Source organism: Streptomyces sp. NPDC029164 (assembly GCF_055563995.1).
In genome coordinates this window covers 79,417-95,996 of sequence record NZ_JBVHWW010000004.1, presented here as the reverse complement: position 1 = coordinate 95,996, position 16,580 = coordinate 79,417, and the positions used below count along the sequence as shown (strand labels likewise).

14 protein-coding genes and 1 tRNA gene are annotated in these 16,580 nt (G+C 71.9%); 4 read left to right on the top strand and 11 right to left on the bottom strand.

The window, feature by feature from the left end; genetic code table 11:
* Positions 1-41 precede the first annotated feature (41 nt).
* The 3 genes from ACZ4VT_RS05775 to ACZ4VT_RS05765 form a co-directional block, all read right to left on the bottom strand.
* Complete coding sequence (locus ACZ4VT_RS05775) at positions 42-1,904, bottom strand: tetratricopeptide repeat protein (protein WP_467946961.1); 1,863 nt, start codon at positions 1,902-1,904, stop codon at positions 42-44.
* Positions 1,905-2,105: 201 nt separating this feature from the next.
* Positions 2,106-2,179: transfer RNA gene (locus ACZ4VT_RS05770), tRNA-Met, on the bottom strand.
* Between the two features lie 52 nt (positions 2,180-2,231).
* Entirely contained in the window at positions 2,232-5,111 is a 2,880-nt protein-coding gene (locus ACZ4VT_RS05765) for a UPF0182 family membrane protein (protein WP_467947188.1), read from the bottom strand.
* A 130-nt stretch (positions 5,112-5,241) separates the two neighbouring features.
* Here ACZ4VT_RS05765 and ACZ4VT_RS05760 point away from each other — a divergent pair, with 130 nt between their 5' ends.
* Positions 5,242-5,811, top strand: a complete 570-nt coding sequence (locus ACZ4VT_RS05760) for a PPA1309 family protein (protein ID WP_362797249.1) — start codon at positions 5,242-5,244, stop codon at positions 5,809-5,811.
* Positions 5,812-5,832: 21 nt separating this feature from the next.
* On the opposite strand, the gene ACZ4VT_RS05755 is transcribed toward ACZ4VT_RS05760, so the two are convergent.
* The 4 genes from ACZ4VT_RS05755 to ACZ4VT_RS05740 form a co-directional block, all read right to left on the bottom strand.
* Positions 5,833-6,924 carry a YlbL family protein gene (locus ACZ4VT_RS05755; RefSeq protein ID WP_467946958.1) on the bottom strand — a complete coding sequence of 364 codons (1,092 nt, stop codon included), beginning with the start codon at positions 6,922-6,924 and terminating at the stop codon, positions 5,833-5,835.
* 99 nt (positions 6,925-7,023) lie between these two features.
* The gene (locus tag ACZ4VT_RS05750) at positions 7,024-7,221 is read right to left on the bottom strand and encodes a hypothetical protein (RefSeq protein ID WP_467946956.1); all 198 of its coding nucleotides are present in this window, start codon (positions 7,219-7,221) and stop codon (positions 7,024-7,026) included.
* Between the two features lie 144 nt (positions 7,222-7,365).
* Complete coding sequence (locus ACZ4VT_RS05745; RefSeq protein WP_351295219.1) at positions 7,366-7,827, bottom strand: molybdenum cofactor biosynthesis protein MoaE; 462 nt, start codon at positions 7,825-7,827, stop codon at positions 7,366-7,368.
* Positions 7,828-8,006: 179 nt separating this feature from the next.
* Positions 8,007-9,164 (bottom strand): SDR family oxidoreductase, encoded by a 1,158-nt coding sequence (locus ACZ4VT_RS05740; protein ID WP_467946954.1) that lies wholly within the window; start codon positions 9,162-9,164, stop codon positions 8,007-8,009.
* Positions 9,165-9,356: 192 nt separating this feature from the next.
* Here ACZ4VT_RS05740 and ACZ4VT_RS05735 point away from each other — a divergent pair, with 192 nt between their 5' ends.
* Complete coding sequence (locus ACZ4VT_RS05735) at positions 9,357-10,781, top strand: zinc-dependent metalloprotease (protein ID WP_467946952.1); 1,425 nt, start codon at positions 9,357-9,359, stop codon at positions 10,779-10,781.
* Complete coding sequence (locus tag ACZ4VT_RS05730; RefSeq protein ID WP_467946950.1) at positions 10,778-11,308, top strand: NUDIX hydrolase; 531 nt, start codon at positions 10,778-10,780, stop codon at positions 11,306-11,308. The genes ACZ4VT_RS05735 and ACZ4VT_RS05730 overlap by 4 nt, the downstream gene beginning before the upstream one ends.
* A 71-nt stretch (positions 11,309-11,379) precedes the next feature.
* Here ACZ4VT_RS05730 and ACZ4VT_RS05725 read toward each other — a convergent pair whose 3' ends face one another.
* From ACZ4VT_RS05725 to ACZ4VT_RS05710, 4 genes are all read right to left on the bottom strand, one after another.
* Complete coding sequence (locus ACZ4VT_RS05725; RefSeq protein ID WP_467946948.1) at positions 11,380-12,135, bottom strand: AIM24 family protein; 756 nt, start codon at positions 12,133-12,135, stop codon at positions 11,380-11,382.
* A 17-nt stretch (positions 12,136-12,152) separates the two neighbouring features.
* Complete coding sequence (locus tag ACZ4VT_RS05720) at positions 12,153-12,833, bottom strand: AIM24 family protein (RefSeq protein WP_362797613.1); 681 nt, start codon at positions 12,831-12,833, stop codon at positions 12,153-12,155.
* A 20-nt stretch (positions 12,834-12,853) separates the two neighbouring features.
* A complete protein-coding gene (locus ACZ4VT_RS05715) occupies positions 12,854-14,506 on the bottom strand; it encodes a TerD family protein (protein WP_467946946.1) in 1,653 nt (550 codons plus the stop codon).
* A 139-nt stretch (positions 14,507-14,645) separates the two neighbouring features.
* Positions 14,646-15,284: a M48 metallopeptidase family protein gene (locus tag ACZ4VT_RS05710; RefSeq protein WP_467946944.1), complete on the bottom strand. Its 639-nt coding sequence runs from the start codon at positions 15,282-15,284 to the stop codon at positions 14,646-14,648.
* A 126-nt stretch (positions 15,285-15,410) separates the two neighbouring features.
* On the opposite strand from ACZ4VT_RS05710, the gene ACZ4VT_RS05705 reads away from it, so the two are divergent.
* Entirely contained in the window at positions 15,411-16,553 is a 1,143-nt protein-coding gene (locus ACZ4VT_RS05705) for a TOMM precursor leader peptide-binding protein (protein WP_467946942.1), read from the top strand.
* Positions 16,554-16,580 lie beyond the last annotated feature (27 nt).

The following is a 16,580-nucleotide window of genomic DNA, read 5'->3' as shown; positions in this document are numbered from 1 at the left end:
CAAATCGCTTAACTTCCGGCCTCGCCGGCGTGCGAGCGCGCTCAGGCGGACAGCTCCTCCGCGAGCGCGTCGCGCAGCCGCGCCGCCCGCTCCGAGACCTCCGCCGGCCCCAGCTCCATGGCGCGAACGCACCACTTCTGCCCCTCCGCGAGGTCCCCGTGCCGGGCCGCCAGCAGCCCCAGCCGCAGCGCCGCACGGCCGTGGCCCGCCACCGCGGCCCGCGTCCACCACAGCGCGGCCTCCGGCTCGCTGCCCTCGCGGGCGAGCAGCAGCCCCAGGTTGAACGCCCCGTTGCGGGACCCGGCCTCGGCCGCCTCCCGGTACCAGCGCGCGGCGACGGCCAAGTCGCCGCGGGCGGCGGCCAGCATGCCGACCCGCACCTGGGCGCGGCGGTGCCCCAGCTCGGCGGCCCGCTCGTACCACTCCTCGCTCTCCGTCTTGGGGGCGCCGCCCACCGGCTCGCCCAGCGCGACCGGCTCCGGCGGCGGGGCCAGCGACTCCAGCAGCGCGGCCAGCCGGAAGGCGGCCTCCGCGCTGCCGCCGCCCGCCGCGCACCGCAGGTGCCGCTCGGCGGCGCGCTCCTCCCCGTCGCGGACCAGCGCGATGCCGACCTGGAGCGCCGCGTCCGTGTGCCCGGCCGAGGCGGCCCGCTCGTACCACTTCAGCGCCGTACGGTCCTCGTCGCGGCTGGCGAAGAGGATGCCGAGGTTGAACGCGGCGTCGACGCTGCCCGCCTCGGCCGCCTTCGAGAACCACGGCTCCGCGCCCGCCGCGTCCCCGACCTGCAGCAGCATGATGGCCAGCGCGTTGGCCGCCTCGCGGTGCCCCGCGTAGGCCGCCCGCCGGTACCACTGCTCGGCCTGCGCGGTGCGGTCCTGCGCGGCGCACAGCAGGGCGAGGTTGTACGCCCCGTTCTGGTCGCCCGCGTCCATGGCGGTCCGGTACCAGCGCTCCGCGGTCTGGGTCTCCCCGCGCGCGGCGTGCAGGGCGCCCAGCGCGTTCGCGGCGTTGCCGTCGCCGTCCTGGGCGGCCCGGTGCCACCAGGTGGCCGCGCTCTCCTCGTCCCCGGCGTCGCGCAGCAGGAAGCCGAGCGCGCACGCGGCGCGGGCCTCCCCCTGCTTGGCGGAGGTCAGGTACCAGCGCCCGGCCTCCTTGAGCTCCCCGCGCGCCTCCAGCAGCGCGCCCAGGTGCAGGGCCGCGCGCCGGTGCCCGCGCGCGGCGGCCTGCCGGTACCACTGCTCGGCCTCGGTGGGGTCGCCCTTGCGCAGGTGCCTCGCCAGCCGGTACGCGGCTTCGCGGTGCCCCTGTTCGGCGGCGGCGCGGAACCACCGCTCGACGCCCTTGTCCCCGCGGTGCTCCAGCAGGTCGGCCAGTCCGTACGCGCCCAGCGCGTGGCCGGATTCCGCCGCCTGCCTCATCCAGTACTCGGCCGCGGGCTCGTCCCCGCGCTCGCGGAAGTGACGGCCCAGGGCGTGCGCGGCCGGCGCGGATCCGGCGACGGCGGCGACCCGCCACCAGCCGGCGGCGTCTTCGGGGTAGCCGCGCTGGTGCAGCAGGACACCGAGGTTGTTCGCGGCGGCCCGGTCCCCTTCGCCGGTGGCGCCCCGCAGGTACGGCTCGGCCCCGTCGAGGTCACCACGGCGCAGCAGCAGCGCGCCGAGCACGCTCATGGCACCGGGGTCGCCCTTGTCGGCGGCCACCCGGTGCCGGGCCTCCAGCTCGGCGTCGCTCGCCGCGTCGGTCTCGGCGAACAGCTCCTGCGCGCTGTGCTTGTCCAAGAAGTCCGCATCGGTCGGCGCGGTCTGCGCGTCGGCTACCGGAACCGCCCCCTGGGTCTCTGCGCCCGATTCGGTCTCCGCCCTCACAAACCGCCCTGTCTCCAGCAGAGTTGACCTGTCCCCCATAAATCCCATCGTCGCATCACCTGCTACCCGCGTACACCTGGTATGTCGCAGCCAGTGAGGTCACTACAGCGTTTTGTCGACATGCCCACAGTGAGGTAAGTCAAACACGCTCCTACCCCAACTCACCCGCCCCAGCTAACGCGTGTCCGCCCCGGGCATGACGAAGGCCCGGATCCCATGGATCCGGGCCTTCATCTTCAGTAGCGGGGACAGGATTTGAACCTGCGACCTCTGGGTTATGAGCCCAGCGAGCTACCGAGCTGCTCCACCCCGCGTCGGTGAAACCACAGTATCACGACGCGGGACGGAGCCATTACCCACTGATCATCAGCCGCCCGGACTGGGCGCCGCCGGCTTCGCCTCCGCGTCGATCGCCCGCTTCAGCGCCGCCTTGATCTCGTCCTGAGCCTTGCCGAAGGCCGCCCAGTCACCGGCCTGACGGGCCTTCTCGGCGTCCTCGACGGCCTTCTGCGCGTCGGCGAGGGCCGCCTTGACCGTCGGGTCCTGGTTCACCGGGGGCGTGACGGTGCCCTCGCCCGGCGGCTGGGCCGGGGGCACCGGCGTGGTCGGGGCCTCGGCCCCGAAGACCACGTTCAGCGCCTTCTCCAGCGTGTCCTCGAAGGCCGTCTGGCCGCCGTAGGTCACCAGTACCTTGCGCAGCAGCGGGTACTTCAGCCCGGAGCTGCGGACGTACACCGGCTCCACGTAGAGCATTCCGCCGTCGAGCGGCACCGCGAGCAGGTTGCCGTACTCGATCTCCGAGTCACCACCGCGCAGCAGGCGGATCGACTCGGCGATCTTCGGCTCGGACTGGAACTTGCTCTGCACCTGACCGGGGCCGTCCGGCGGCTTGCTGGTCGGCATCTTCAGGATTCTGATCTTGCCGTAGTCCGGAGTGCCCGGATCGGCGTTGACCGCCATGAAGGCACTCAGGTTGGGCCGCTCGTTCGGCGTGAACGTCGTGGTGAGCGAGAAGACCTGGTCCTTCTCCTTCTGGCCCGGCATCTTCATCGACAGGTAGTACGGCGGGACCGCCGTGCCGGCCTTGGTCGTCGGGTCGTCCGGGACCGCCCAGGCCTCACTGCCGCTGAGGAAGGTCTGCGGGTCCGTGACGTGGTACCGGGTCAGCAGCTCGCGCTGGACCTTGAAGAGGTCCTGCGGGTAGCGGAGGTGGTCCATGAGCGGCTTGGCGATGTCGCTCTTGGGCTTCACCGTGCCGGGGAACGCCTTCATCCAGGTCTTCAAGACCGGGTCCTCGGTGTCCCACTGGTACAGGTTGACCGAGCCGTCGTACGCGTCGACGGTGGCCTTCACCGAGTTGCGGATGTAGTTGACCTGGTTCTCCTGGGCCACCACCGCGCGCTGGCTGTTGGTCAGCGAGTCGGCGGTGCTCTGGCCCAGGGTGGTGCGCGAGGCGTACGGGTAGCCGTTGGTGGTCGTGTACGCGTCGACGATCCACTTGATCCGGCCGTCGATCACGGCCGGGTAGGGCGCGCCGTCGATGGTCAGCCACGGGGCGACGGCCTCGACGCGCTGCTTGGGCGTGCGGTTGTAGAGGATCCGCGAGCCCTCGCCGATGGCGCCCGAGTAGAGGATCTGCGGCTCGCTGAAGGAGAGCGCGTAGGCGGCCCGGTTGACCGGGTTGTCCAGGCTGACGCCGGAGTCGCCCTTGTAGCTCGTCTCCTTCTCGCCCTTGTCGTCCGAGTAGTCGAGCTCCTTCTGCGGCCCGCCGACGATCGAGTACTGCTTCGTCTGCTCGCCGTAGTAGATGCGCTGCTCGAAGTCCGTGCCGAACATCCCCTTGGAGGGCAGGTCGGACTGGGTGAAGTCCGGGGCCCCCTGGTCACCGACGGTGGTGCCCTTGGCCGCGACCACGCCGTACCCGTGCGTGTACTTGAAGTGGTCGTTGATCCAGTTGTTCTTCGGGATGCCGCCGATGTTCAGCTCGCGCAGCCCGATGACCGTGTCCTGGCCGCTGTACCGGTCCACGGCGAGCGTGGACGGGAAGGCGTAGTAGCCCTTGACCTGCTGGAGCTGCTGGAACGCCGGCGAGACGATGTTCGGGTCCAGGATCCGGATGCTGGCCGTGGTGTCGGCCTGCGGCCGCAGCTTGCTCCGGTCCGCCGTCTGCGGGGAGCCCGGGTAGTCCGTGACCTCGGAGCCCGCGATCCCGTAGGCGTCGCGCGTGGCCTTGATGTTCTTCTGGACGTACGGGGATTCCTTGGCCTGCTCGTTCGGCTGGACCTGGAACTTCTGCACGATCGCCGGGTACAGCCCGCCGATCAGGATCGCCGAGAGCACCATCAGGCCGAAGCCGATCACGGGCAGCTGCCAGGTGCGGCGCCACAGCGTCGCGAAGAACAGCACGGCGCAGATCGCGGCGATGGCGACGAGGATCGTCTTCGCCGGGAGATAGGCGTTGGCGTCGACGTACCGCAGGCCCGTCCAGTTGTCGGCGGCCTTGAAGTCGCTGGACTTGACGGCGAGGCCGTACCGGTCGAGCCAGTACGCGATGGCCTTGAGCGTGACGAAGAGGCCGAGCAGCACCGACAGGTGCCCGGTCGCGGCGGCGGTGGCCCGGGCGCCCGGGCTGGTCACCCGCAGTCCGCCGTACAGGTAGTGCACGACGGCCGCGGCGATCACCGACAGCACGACCGCGGCGAAGCCGAAGCCGAGCAGGAAGCGGTACCAGGGCAGGTCGAAGGTGTAGAAGGACACGTCCATGTGGAACTGCGGGTCCTTCGTGCCGAAGGTCACGCCGTTCACGTACATGAGCCAGGTCTTCCACTGGCCGGCCGCCGAGGCGCCCGCGATCAGGCCGACGAGCACCGCGATGCCCAGCAGCAGCCACTTCTTGTAAGGGGCGATGCTCATCCGGTAACGGTCGAGGCTCTGCTGCTCCATCGACATCGCGCTGAGCGGCGGCCGCAGCCGGTGGGCCAGCCAGATGTTGAATCCGACGACACCGGTCATCAGCAGACCGAAGACGGCGAAGAGCCCGATCTTGGTCCACAGCGTGGTGGTGAAGACGGTGGAGTACTTCACGGAGCGGAACCAGAGCCAGTCCGTCCAGAAGCCCGCGAACATGATGAAGAGCATGGCCAGGACGGCCAGCACGCCCAAGGTCATGAGGAGAGTGCGGGCCCGCCGGGAGGGGCGGCCGACTCTCATCCGTGGCCCGGACGGGCCTCCGCCGCGGTCCGGCATCTGGAAAGCCAAGGTGCGCACCTCGAAAGTCGCTGGGTCTGGTAATGAACGGGCCCCCGATCGTAGAGCCCACTCATGCAACTTACTGAGGCTTCGGTCAGTTCCCGGTATCCGGTGGAAAGGAGGCAGGATGTTGCCCATGTCCAACGTTTCGCCTTCCCCCGGCACCCCCATGGCGGCCTCGCCGCTGACCCGTGCCTGCCTCGAGATCGACGAGTACGCGGCCGGCCTCGGCTGGGACCAGCCGGCCCGGCTGTTCGCCCTCGTCGACACCGCCCGGCTCAAGAAGCAGGAGCCTCGGCTCGCGAGCCAGCTCGGCCTCGACCAGGACGACGCCGGCAAGGCCTCCCTCACCCCGATCGAGCAGGACGAGGTCCCGAAGGGGACCCCCCTCGACAAGTTCCTGGGCACCATCGCCTGGCCCGACGCCGTCGTCGGCTGTGCGCTGACGGTGGAGCGGCTGATGCTGCCGCCGTCCGCGGAGGCCTCCGTACCGGAGGGGCTGAACGACAAGCAGCTGTCGAAGTGGGTCGCCGGTCACCCGGAGCGGCAGGAGGTCCGCCTCACCGTGGCCGTGCTGCGCGACGGCTCGCGCGAGTCGGCCGTACGGCTGCGCGAGAAGGACTCCTCGACCGAGGTGCTCACCGGCGGGGGCCTGGTGCCCGGGCTGGCGGAGGCCCTGGCCGCGACCTTCTCGTAGGACCGCAGGGGGAGGGGCCGGTCAGGGCTTGGCGCTGCACTGCGTCAGCCCGGCCGTGTCCCCCTTGCTGATCTTCTCCAGGGCCTTGGTGGCGTCGCCGATCGTGGAGACCTTCACCAGGGTCAGGCCGTCGGGCACGTTCGTGGCGGCGGAGGCGCAGTTCTCGGCGGGCGTCAGGAAGTACTCGGCGCCGGCCTGGCGGGCACCGATGGTCTTCATCTGGATGCCGCCGATCGGACCGACCTTGCCCGCGTCGTTGATGGTGCCGGTGCCCGCGACGAACTTGCCGCCGGTCAGGTCCTCCGGCGTCAGCTTGTCCACGATGCCGAGGGCGAACATCAGGCCGGCGCTCGGGCCGCCGACGTCCGCGAGCTTGATGTCGATCGTGAACGGGAAGGTGTGGTCGGATCCGGCCCGGATGCCGACGATGGCGTGGCCGTCGCCCTCCGCCTTGCCCGCGTTGATCGTCACCTTCGAGGAACCGGTGGGCTCGTGGTTCGCCTTCGCCGCCTCGGCCGCCTCCGCGGCGGGCACGATGGTGAACTCGACCGGCTCGCCGGGCTTGTGCTTGGTGACGAGCTTCGCCACGTCCTCGGGGGCGGTGACGGGGGCGCCGTCCACCGCCTTGATCACGTCACCGGCGTGCAGCTTGCCCTCGGCGGGGCTGTCCTTGACCACGGACGCGACGATCACGCGGGCGGTGACGGGGATGCCGAGCTGATTCAGGGCCGCCACCTTGGCGCTCTGCTGCGACTGGCTGAACTCCTCGGCGTTCTCCTGGGTGGATTCCGCGTCCGTCTTGCCGTCCGGGTAGAGGTTCTCGTGCGGCACGACGATGTTGTCGCCGGACAGCCACCCGTACACCGCTTCCACCAGGCTCATGTCGTAGTCCGCGCCGGTGACGCGGACCGTCGTCATGTTGAGGTGGCCGCTGGTCGGGTACGTCTTGCGCCCGGCGATGTTGAGGACGGGCGCACCGTGCGAGTCGCCGAGCGTGTTCACGGTCGGGCCGGGGCTCATCTCCGCGTACGGGACCTTGATGAACAGCCCTGCGCAGAGCAGCGCGAACAGCACGAGGGTGGAAGCGAGCATCGTCGCAGTGCGGCGTGGCATGGATCCGACAGTACGGGACGGCCCCGGCGGGCAGCCCTCGGGGCCGGTCCGTACGGGGTCCGCGCGCGAAACTCTCAGGGGATTCTCAGCGGGGTCCCGTCAGACGGCGTCGGAACCCGAATGGGCCTCTGCCTTCGCCCTGGCCTGATCGGTGTTGCCCATGGCCTCGCGGAACCGCGCGTAGCCGGCGAGCTCGGATATGTCACCTTGCGTGCGGTCGCGCGCCGCCCAGCTGCCCCATATCGCCGCACCTATCGCGGCGGACAGCGGAATCAGCAACCACGCCAAAGACGCCATGGGCGTGCCTCCCTACCCCGAACTACGTTTCGTTGGTGGCTTCAACGCTCGTGCCCGTGGGGGGGTTACGCAAATCGAGGGCGTGTTGCGCGGCCGAACGGGTGCGAGGCTACCCCCTCGCGGGAGCCGCTCCGCGCCCGGGGCTCAGCAGGCGCCGACCCACTCCTCGGTGCCGTCGGCGAACGTCTGGTGCTTCCAGATCGGGACCTCGTGCTTGAGGTCGTCTATGAGCATCCGGCAGGCCTCGAAGGCCTCGCCGCGGTGCGGGCAGGAGACGGCGACGACGACGGCCAGGTCGCCGACGGCGAGGTCGCCCACGCGGTGCACGGCGGCCAATGCGCGGACGGGGAACTTGGCCACGACGCGCTCGGCGACCCGGCGCATCTCGGCCTCGGCCGTCGGGTGGCAGGAGTAGCCGAGCGAGTCGACGTCCGCGCCGCTGTCGTGGTTGCGCACCGTGCCGACGAAGAGCGTCGTCCCTCCCGTCGCGTCGTCGCCGACGGCCTGGAAGACCTCGTCGATCGAGAGCGGGGTGTCACGGATCTCGAGCAGCCGGATCGGGTCCTGAGCGGCCTGCTCGCCGGGGTGGTCGAAGTGCGGTGCCATGCCTTCATCGTGCCCTAGTGGCTGACGGGGCGAAATAGCAGTTTCGCCCGTGCCGGACCCACGCCCTTGGGAGCCTCCTACCAATCCACTCCGGCCTCGCCGGCGTTTGAGGCGGGCGGGTCCCCCGGACCGAGTCCGGGGGAGGGTCCGGGGCGGAGGCCCGGTCCGTGACCCGCGGGTCAGATCCCGCGCCGCTTGCGCGCCAGGCGGACCGCGGCGGCCGCGCCCAGCAGCGCGACCGTCGCACCCGCCGCACCGGCGGCCGTGGCGGCGTCCCTGCGGCCCAGCCGGCGGCCCGCGACCGTGTGGCGCCCCGAGACCTCCTGGAGGAGCTCGGCGAGCACCTCCTCGTTGGTCCAGCGCGGCCGCCACCCGGCCGCGTGCAGCCCGCTGACGCTGACCACCCAGGGGTGCATCGTGTACGCGAGGTCCCCGGCCGGGGACGGGGTCAGGCCGATCCGGTGCAGCCGGGCCGCCGCGCCCAGCGCGACCGCCGAGGGGAGCTCCATGCGGCGGATGCCGCTCAGCTCCTCGACCTCCTCCTGCTCCAGCCACCCCTCGCAGCCCACGGCCAGCTCGCCCTCGACCTTCTCCAGGGCCGCGTACTCCAGGGCGCTGACCAGGTCCTCGACGTGGCAGAACTGCCACGTGGGGCGGGATCCGGCCACCACGAGCAGCCGCGGGGACTCGAAGTACCGGGTCAGGGCCGTGTCGGTGCCGCCGACCAGGACCGCCGGGCGGATCACGGTGACGTTCAGGCCCGGGTGCGCGCGCGGGGCGCGGCGGCCGAGGCGCTCGATCTCCAGCAGGTCGCCGACGCCGGTGGCCTCGGCGGTGGCCCGCAGCTCGGAGTCCTCCGACAGCGGGATGTCGTTGTCCGGGAGGGCCCCGTAGACCATCGCCGAGGTGCAGAGGACGACCCGGTGCACACCGGCCGCGGCGGCCGCCGTGAGGACGGTCTGGGTCCCGCGCACGTTGTACGCCGTACGGGCCGCCGGGTCCGTCTCCAGATCCAGGTCGAGGGCGAGGTGGACGACGACGTCCGCGCCGCGCAGCTTCTCGGCGATCGCGGGGTCCCGTACGTCCAGGATGTGCCACTGCGCGGCCGCGCAGTCGCCCCGCCGCTCGTCGATGGCGACGACCTGCTTGACCTCGTCGGAGGCGGCCAGCCGGCTCACCAGGGCCGCGCCGACACCCGACGCGGCGCCGGTCACGGCGATCACGGGGCCTCGCACGGCCGGGTTTCGCGGCTGGCGAACGCCCTGGGCGCTGTCGCCGTGGTCAGGGCGGTCTTCGTCGTCGTTCATCGCGCGAAACTGCGGATCTGGGGAACTCACCGGGCGTCTCCAGCGGTTGTCTTCAGTAGGGACGCGCCGTGACGCGTACCCACCAGGTGATGTCCATCCTGCCGCAGCCCAGGAGTCGGCGGAGCACCGAGCCCGTATGCGGGCCGGGTGTCTACGCTGGGTGGTGTTGTCGGACCATTGCCCGTCGGCACCCGCCGGCGGCCCTACGAGCCGAGGAAACCCGTGAGCGACACCCCATTCGGATTCGGCCTTCCGCCGGAGGAGCCGGACAACGGCGACGAGGGCAAGAAGAAGGGCGGTCAGGGCGGTCAGGGCGGCCCGAATCCGTTCGGGTTCCCCGGCATGGGCCTGCCGGGCGGCGCGGGCGGTCCCGGCGGCGCGGACAACCCGTTCGCCGCGATGTTCGGTTCCGTGAACCCCAACGACCTCGGCGCCGCCTTCCAGCAGCTCGGCCAGATGCTGAGCTACGAGGGCGGTCCCGTGAACTGGGACATGGCCAAGGACATCGCCCGCCAGACCGTCGCGCAGGGCACGGCGGACGGCGTGAAGGACACGAGCGTCGGCATCGCCGAGAAGTCGGCCGTCGAGGAGGCCGTGCGCCTGGCCGACCACTGGCTGGACGGCGTGACCTCGCTGCCGTCGGGCGCCACCACCTCCGTGGCGTGGAGCCGCGCCGAGTGGGTCGAGGCGACCCTTCCGGTGTGGAAGGAGCTCGTGGACCCGGTCGCCGAGCGCGTGGGCGCGGCCATGGGCAGCGTCCTGCCCGAGGAGATGCAGGCCATGGCGGGCCCGCTGCTCGGAATGATGCGCTCCATGGGCGGTGCCATGTTCGGCCAGCAGATCGGCCAGGCCGTGGGCACGCTCGCGGGCGAGGTCGTGGGCTCGACGGACATCGGGCTGCCGCTCGGCCCGGCCGGCAAGGCCGCGCTGCTGCCGCTGAACATCGAGGCCTTCGGCAAGGACCTGAGCGTCCCGGCGGATGAGGTCAGGCTGTACTTGGCCCTGCGCGAGGCCGCGCACGCCCGGCTCTTCGCGCACGTGCCGTGGCTGCGCTCGCACCTGTTCGGCGCGGTCGAGGGCTACGCCCGCGGCATCAAGGTCGACACGTCGAAGCTGGAGGACGTGGTCGGCCAGCTCGACCCGTCGAACCCGGAGCAGCTGCAGGAAGCGCTGCAAGGCGGCATGTTCCAGCCGCAGGACACCCCCGAGCAGAAGGCTGCCCTGGCCCGCCTGGAGACGGCTCTCGCGCTGGTCGAGGGCTGGGTCGACGCGGTGGTGCACGAGGCCGCCAAGCCTCGGCTGACCTCGGCGGACGCGATGCGCGAGACCATGCGCCGGCGGCGCGCCTCGGGCGGCCCGGCGGAGCAGACCTTCGCGACGCTGATCGGCCTGGAGCTGCGCCCGCGCCGGCTGCGCGACGCCTCCCGGCTGTGGGCCTCGCTCACGGACGCGCGCGGTGTGGACGGCCGTGACGGGCTGTGGGAGCACCCGGACATGCTGCCGACGGCCTCCGACCTGGACGACCCGGACGGCTTCGTGCACCGCGAGCAGCTGGACTTCTCCGAGATCGACAAGATGCTCGGCGAGGCCGCCGAGCAGCGCGAGCAGCGTGACCGGCACGACGAGGACGGCGACGAGAAGAAGTGAGCCTGCACGAAGACGCGGTCCTGGTCCTGAAGGGCTACGAGGGCCAGCCCGAGCTGCGCGACGTCTATCTGGAGCACCTCGCCGCCCATGCGGACGGGGTGTACAAGCCGTGCACGGCGGGGCACATCACCGGCAGCGCTCTGGTGATCGACCCGGCGCGGGGGCGCGTACTGCTGACCCTGCACAAGAAGCTGGGCATGTGGCTGCAGATGGGCGGCCACTGCGAGGACGGTGACGACACCTTGGAGGCGGTGGCGCTGCGCGAGGCCCGCGAGGAGTCGGGCATCGCGTCCGGGCTGAGCCTGCTGCCCGGCGGTCCGGTGCGCCTGGACCGGCATCCGATCCCGGCGCCGTGCCACTGGCACCTGGACGTCCAGTACGCGGCGCTGGCTCCGGCCGGCGCGGAGGCGGAGATCAGCGAGGAGTCGCTGGACCTGCGCTGGTTCCCGTACGAGGAGGTGGCGGCGGTGGCCGACACCTCGGTGGTACGGCTGCTGGAGGCGACCTTGGCGCGGCTCGGCGGCTGACCCGGGTATGACGAAGGGGCGGTCCCTCGCGGGGCCGCCCCTTTCGCCTGCCTTCGATCAGTTCCCGCGGATCAGTTCCAGGCGTTGTTCTGGTTCTGCGCGTGGGAGCCGTGCTGGCCCACACCGAACTGGGCGGCGACGCCCTGGCCGAGCTGGGCGTTCTGCGGCGGCAGGACCTCGCTGGGCTGCACCAGCGCGAAGCCGGTGCCGAGGAAGCTGAGCTCCCAGCCCTCGCCGGTGTTGCCGCGCCGCCGCCAGACCCCGCTGGAGTGCGTCTGGGCCTGCATCTGCACGCGCAGCGAGGTCGACCAGGCGACGATGGCGTCCGCGTCGGCGTTGACGTACTTGTCGGGCGTGACGTGCATCATCAGCGGCTGCCCGGAGGTCATCAGCGCGACCTTGCCGCGGCCGGTGATGTTGAGCTGGTACTTGCCGGAACCGGAGATCCCGTACTGGCTGTCCACCGCGATGACCTCGGTGTGCAGGGTGGAGTCCAGGGCCAGCACGTAGCTGCTGTCGACCGTGAGGCCTTCCTGGTCCACGTCCACGACGTGGACGTACTGGGCCAGGTTGGCCAGGTAGACCGTGCCCTGCCCGGAGCAGCGCATGAGGTCCAGGCCCTCGCCGGTGCGGCGGCGGGCATTGCGCTGGCCGGTGCTCTGGTACTCGCCGTCGAAGTCGATGAGGCCCTGGTAGGCGACCATCGCGCCCTTGCGGGCGAGGACGTCGTCGGAGCCGGTCAGCGAGACCCGCAGCAGCTGCGGGTTCTGGATCGCGTACCGGTCCTGGGACTGGGCCTCGGCGTGGGCGAAAAGTGAGCTCTGCATGATGTGTCCGCTCCCCCTCAGCCCCGGACCCGGAGCCGGTCGGTGCTGTCCTCGCTGGGCTGTACGACGACGATGCCCTGGCCGGAGAAGGCCATCTGGTAGGCCTCCCCGCTGCCCCGGCCGATCATCGACGAGGCCTTGAAGCTGCGCTTGCCCTTGACCTTCAGATTCGGCGACCAGGCGACGAGCGCGTCCGGGTCGACGTACGTCTCGTCCTCGCCGCGGCCGCAGTCGACCACGATCGGGGTGCCGCGGGAGGTCAGGGCGACCCAGCCGGTACCCGCGACCTGCACGTTGAACAGCCCCTGGCCGGCGAACTTGGCGAGCCCCTTGACCCGCTCGACGCCCCACTGGAGGTGCGCGTCGAAGGCGAGCAGGTTGGTGCCGTTGACGGAGAGCGAGTCGTTCTGGAGGTTGATGACGACCACGTCGGCGCCGTAGTCGGCGAGGTAGAGCAGGCCGTCGCCGGTGCACTTCATCAGGGGTGCGCCCTCGCCGGTGACCCACTGCGAGGCCATCTGGCGGACGGCCGGCGGGTTGGGCTCGTACTGCACGAAGCCCTCGTAGGCGACCATCGAGCCGGTGCGGGCGAAGAGGTCCTGGCCGCTTTGCATGGCGACCTTGAGCATGGCCCGGCCGTGGTTCTCCATGCGGGCCGTGACGGGCGTCGGGGCGAAGCCCGCGAGCTGCTGGTTCATTGCGTTCATGTCGGGCTCCCTCAGACCTCGTACGGCTGGACGACGATGAAGTTGCCGGGAGCGCCGCGGAACTGGAGGTTCACGGTCTCCCCGCTGTGGCCGGGGTAGGCGTTGCGCCGCAGCCGGACCTGGCTGGACAGGATCACCTGCGAGGCGGAGGACCACGCCACGATGGCGTTGCTGTCCGCGAAGGTGGTCGGGGTGACGGGCAGGACCACCGGGACGCCGTGCGTCTTGACGATGACCGTGCCCGTGCCCTGGAACTGCATGGTGAACAGGGCGCCGCCGGGGATGCCGTGGCCCTCGATGCGGCGGACCTCGTGCTGGAGCGACTCGTCGAAGGCGAGGACGGCCTCGGCGGAGACGCAGATCCCGTCGCCCTGGAGCTCGATGGCGTGCAGGTGGGAGCCGTCCTCGGCGAGGAAGACCTGGCCGCGGCCGGTGCAGCGCATGAGCTGCATCTCCTGGCCGGTGGCGTTGCCCACGATGCGGCCGGCGAAGCCCGCGCCCTTGTAGCTGAAGTCCACCTTGCCCTGGTACAGGACCATGCTGCCCTGGCGGGCGAGGACGGCCTGGCCGCCCATCGCCAGGTCGACGCGCATGAGCTGCGCGTTCTGCGGGGTCCAGCGGGCGCCCGTGGGGGCTTCCTTGTACGGCTGCAGCGCGGCGGCGAGCCCGGCGCCGACGGGGGCGGCGGCCTGGGGGGCGTAGCCGGGCTGCTGGCCCGGGACCTGCCCGGGGACCTGGCCCGGGACCTGGCCGTAGCCCGGCTGCTGCCCGTAGGGCGCGGGGGCCGGGGCGGGCGGCGGGACCTGGCCCGGGTAGCCGGGAACCTGTCCGGGGACCTGGCCGGGGACCTGGCCGTACGAGGGCTGCTGCGGCTGCGGCTGCCCGTACGGGGCGGGGGCCGGCGGGGCGAGCGGCGCGGCCATGGTGGGTGCGGCGTGCACCGGGGCCGGGGCGGCGGGCTGCTGGTACTGCGGCTGCGGGACCGCGGCGGGCGCGGGCGCCCCGAAGGACGGCGCGGGCGCGGGTGCCTGGGCGGGCGCCGGGGCGCCGAAGGACGGGGCCGGGGCGGCCCCCTGCGGCGGCGGGGCGAACCCGGGGGTGGCCGCGGCGGGTGCCTGCTGCGCCGGCTGCGCCTCCTCGGCGACCTCGCCGCCGAAGTTCCTCAGCAGCGCGTCGAGCCCGCCGTCGAAGCCCTGGCCGACGGCGGCGAAGCGCCACACGTCCTTGAGGTAGAAGTCGCCGAGCATCACGGCCCGCTCGGTGGTGAACTCCGAGCCGGTGAAGGCGTACCGGACGACCTCTTCGCCGCCGGCGACGATCCGGATGTAGCCCGGACCGATCTGCGACATCTGTCCGGCGCCGTCGAGGGTGGCGGTGAAGGACAGCTTGTGGATGGACGCCGGAACGCGGTCCAGGGTCACCCGGAAGGATTCGGTGTCGCCGGACTGCGCGCCGAGTTGCTGAATGGACTCTTCCGGCGACTTCGGCTGGTTGAAGAAGACGAAGTAGCGGTCGTCCGACAGCTGCTCGTTGACGTCGAGCCCGAAACAGCTGATGTCGAAGGTGAGTCCGGGCCCGGCGATCTGGACGCCTACGTACAGATCCGTGCCCGCCGTGAGATCACTGATCTTGGCCTTGTGGCCGCGTTGGAATTCCCTGGCCATACGTAACGACCGTCCCCCATCCCGACTGTGAATACGTGCCGCTCAGGCTAACGGCAACTGCCGACATCCGGCCAAGTCGGTACCGACCCGGTACATATCACGCTGTGTGACATGACGGGTGGGTACAGGGCCTTCCGGCTCATTCGTCGCGGGCGGCGGGAACCTGCGGGAGCCGCTCGGCCGCCACCACTCCCTCCAGGTACCCGCGGGCGCGCTCGGTGCGCGGGTACGCCTCCAGCAGCTCCCAGAAACGGGGCCCGTGGCCGGGCACGAGGAGGTGGGCCAGCTCGTGCAGGAGCACGTAGTCGACGACGTACTCCGGCATGCCCTGGATGCGGTGCGAGAGCCGGATGCTGCCTTCGGCCGGGGTGCAGGAGCCCCAGCGGGTGTTCTGATTGGTGACCCAGCGGACCGAGCGGGGGCGTGCGCGGCCGCCGAAGTACTGCCCGGACAGACGCTCGGCGCGCTCGGTGAGTTCCGCGTCCCCGAGGGTGCGTTTGCTCTCCTGGGCGGCGAGCTTGTCGAGCATGACGCCCACCCAGCGTTTCTCCTCCGCCTCGGACATCCGGGCAGGGATGAGGACGACCGTACGGTCACCCTCGCGATAGGCGGATACGGTCCTGCGGCGGCGCGCGCTCCGGCGGACTTCGACGGCGCGCTGCGGTGGATCGGCGGACACGCCACGACGGTACCCGGTGGCGGCGGCCGAAGTCCCGCCCGGCCGGGGGTCGAACTTGAGCGATGCGGAGCCGATATCGGGAACTGCATTTCCCTTCATCTCATATGCCTAATACCTCTCGCCTGTGGACAAATTCGCGCACGGATTCCGGCGGACGGGCAGTGTTGCGGGAGAGCCGGAAATGGGGCGGCTCACGTCCGCACGGAAAATCGAGGGGGATCGGTCATGTATCCGAAGGTGAAGCCCGCGCTGGCACGGGCCTGGCGGGACCGGGAGACGGTGCAGTTCGGGGTGACCCCCGCCCATGCGGTGGTGCTCGGCCCGGTGGACACGGCGACGGGCTCGCTCATCGACCGGATCGACGGAACGCGGGGGATAGAACTGCTGCGGGCCGAGGCCACGGGCATGGGGCTGCCGGACGGCCGGGCCGACGCGCTCGTCAGGCGGCTGGCGGGAGCCGGTCTGCTCGACGACGCCACGGCGGGCGGCCCGCGGGCCCAGGCCGTGCGCGGTCATCCGGAGGCGCTGGAGCGGCTGGGACCCGATCTGGGCTCCCTCTCCCTGGTCCACCGGGAGCCGGGCGGGGACTTGCGGGGTGTCGCCGCCCGCCGGGCGATACGGGTCCGGGTGCGCGGGAGCGGACGGGTGGGCGCCGTGATCGCCGCGGTCCTGGCGGGAGCCGGCGTGGGGCGGGTCGAGGTGCTCGACGGGGGCCGGGTGGAGCCTGCGGACGTGGCGCCGGGCGGGCTGGATCCCGGGAGCGTGGGCCGGCTGCGGGCGGAGGCCGCGGGGAAGCTGGTGCGCGGGTCCGCCCCCGGGCGCGCCCCGCGGGCCGGGGAGGAGGAGGGGGCGGAGCCGCGGCTGGCCCTGGTGGTGGTCGCGCCCCGGGACGGGCTGCACGCCTGGGCCCCCGATCCGGACACCGCGGCCGACTGGGTCGCCACCGGCATCCCGCACCTGTACGCGGGGGTGTTGGAGGGGACGGGGCTGGTGGGGCCGCTGGTCCTGCCGGGGGTGACGGCCTGCGCGGGGTGCATGGAGCGCGAGCGCGTGGACCGGGACGCGGCCTGGCCCCGGATGCTGGTCCAGTGGCGCTCGGCCCACCGCCGCCGCGCGGGTGCCGCCTGCGACCTGGGTCTGTCCACGGCGGTCGCCGGCCTGGCCGCGGCCCACGCGCTCTCCTTCCTCGACGGTGAACTGCCCGCGTCCACCGCCACCCGCTGGGAGGCCGCCCTTCCCTCCCTCCACTGGGAATCCGCCCCGGTCCTCCCCCATCCCGACTGTCCCTGTGGGGCACACGCGGAGCACAAGGACACCCCGCGGGAGCCCGGGGAAGGTGCCCTCCTCCGAGCCGCGAGGCGGCCATGACAGGATGCGGAGAACCGCTGTTCGCGG

What these genes read in the sequence shown, in the direction of transcription:
- ACZ4VT_RS05765 (WP_467947188.1), bottom strand. Translation starts at nt 5,111, where the DNA reads ATGCCGGACCGCGGCGGAGGCCCGTCCGGGCCACGGATGAGAGTCGGC.
- ACZ4VT_RS05745 (WP_351295219.1), bottom strand. Translation starts at nt 7,827, where the DNA reads ATGGCACCGCACTTCGACCACCCCGGCGAGCAGGCCGCTCAGGACCCG.
- ACZ4VT_RS05755 (WP_467946958.1), bottom strand. Translation starts at nt 6,924, where the DNA reads ATGCCACGCCGCACTGCGACGATGCTCGCTTCCACCCTCGTGCTGTTC.
- ACZ4VT_RS05720 (WP_362797613.1), bottom strand. Translation starts at nt 12,833, where the DNA reads ATGAACCAGCAGCTCGCGGGCTTCGCCCCGACGCCCGTCACGGCCCGC.
- ACZ4VT_RS05710 (WP_467946944.1), bottom strand. Translation starts at nt 15,284, where the DNA reads ATGAAGGGAAATGCAGTTCCCGATATCGGCTCCGCATCGCTCAAGTTC.
- ACZ4VT_RS05775 (WP_467946961.1), bottom strand. Translation starts at nt 1,904, where the DNA reads ATGGGGGACAGGTCAACTCTGCTGGAGACAGGGCGGTTTGTGAGGGCG.
- ACZ4VT_RS05725 (WP_467946948.1), bottom strand. Translation starts at nt 12,135, where the DNA reads ATGCAGAGCTCACTTTTCGCCCACGCCGAGGCCCAGTCCCAGGACCGG.
- ACZ4VT_RS05750 (WP_467946956.1), bottom strand. Translation starts at nt 7,221, where the DNA reads ATGGCGTCTTTGGCGTGGTTGCTGATTCCGCTGTCCGCCGCGATAGGT.
- ACZ4VT_RS05760 (WP_362797249.1), top strand. Translation starts at nt 5,242, where the DNA reads ATGTTGCCCATGTCCAACGTTTCGCCTTCCCCCGGCACCCCCATGGCG.
- ACZ4VT_RS05715 (WP_467946946.1), bottom strand. Translation starts at nt 14,506, where the DNA reads ATGGCCAGGGAATTCCAACGCGGCCACAAGGCCAAGATCAGTGATCTC.
- ACZ4VT_RS05705 (WP_467946942.1), top strand. Translation starts at nt 15,411, where the DNA reads ATGTATCCGAAGGTGAAGCCCGCGCTGGCACGGGCCTGGCGGGACCGG.